This window comes from Rhodococcus sp. B10, from assembly GCF_011770055.1.
Lineage (GTDB): Bacteria > Actinomycetota > Actinomycetes > Mycobacteriales > Mycobacteriaceae > Rhodococcoides > Rhodococcoides kyotonensis_B.
Genome location: NZ_JAAFYV010000082.1, coordinates 1 through 743, shown reverse-complemented (window position 1 = coordinate 743; position 743 = coordinate 1). Strand labels below are relative to the sequence as shown.

The following is a 743-nucleotide window of genomic DNA, read 5'->3' as shown; positions in this document are numbered from 1 at the left end:
CCGTTGATGCGGAACTCGAAGGAGTGTCCGCGCGGTTCGGGGTCTTCGGTGATCGACAGTTCTTCGCCGTTGGCGATGCGGAACTGCTGCAGCACGAGGTCGATGCCGGAGGTTTCCTCGGTGACGGGGTGCTCGACCTGCAGGCGGGTGTTGACCTCGAGGAAGGACACGAGGCCGTCTTGGCCGACGAGGTATTCGACGGTGCCTGCGCCGTAGTAGCCGGCTTCTTTGCAGATGGCCTTGGCGCTGGAGTGGATTTCCTTGCGCTGGGCTTCGGTGAGGAACGGGGCGGGTGCTTCCTCGACGAGCTTCTGGAAGCGGCGTTGCAGGGAGCAGTCGCGGGTGCCGGCGACGACGACGTTGCCGTGCTGGTCGGCGATGACCTGTGCTTCGACGTGGCGGGGCTTGTCGAGGTAGCGCTCGACGAAGCATTCCCCGCGGCCGAACGCGGCGACGGCTTCACGGACGGCGGAGTCGAACAATTCGGGGATTTCTTCGCGGGTGCGGGCGACTTTCATGCCGCGCCCGCCGCCACCGAAGGCGGCTTTGATGGCGATCGGCAGGCCGTGCTCGTCGGCGAAGTCGAGGATTTCCTGGGCGTCCTTGACCGGCTCGGCGGTACCGGGAACGGAGGGGGCTTTGGCGCGGGTGGCGATGTGGCGTGCGGTGACCTTGTCGCCGAGGTCGCGGATGGACTGCGGTGACGGTCCGATCCAGATCAGGCCTGCGTCGATGACGGCCTG

At 66.6% G+C, this 743-nt stretch carries 1 protein-coding gene; it reads right to left on the bottom strand.

What is annotated here, in order from left to right:
- Positions 1–743: ATP-grasp domain-containing protein (locus tag RhoFasB10_RS25730; protein WP_167679325.1), on the bottom strand; the 743-nt coding region annotated here is incomplete at both ends.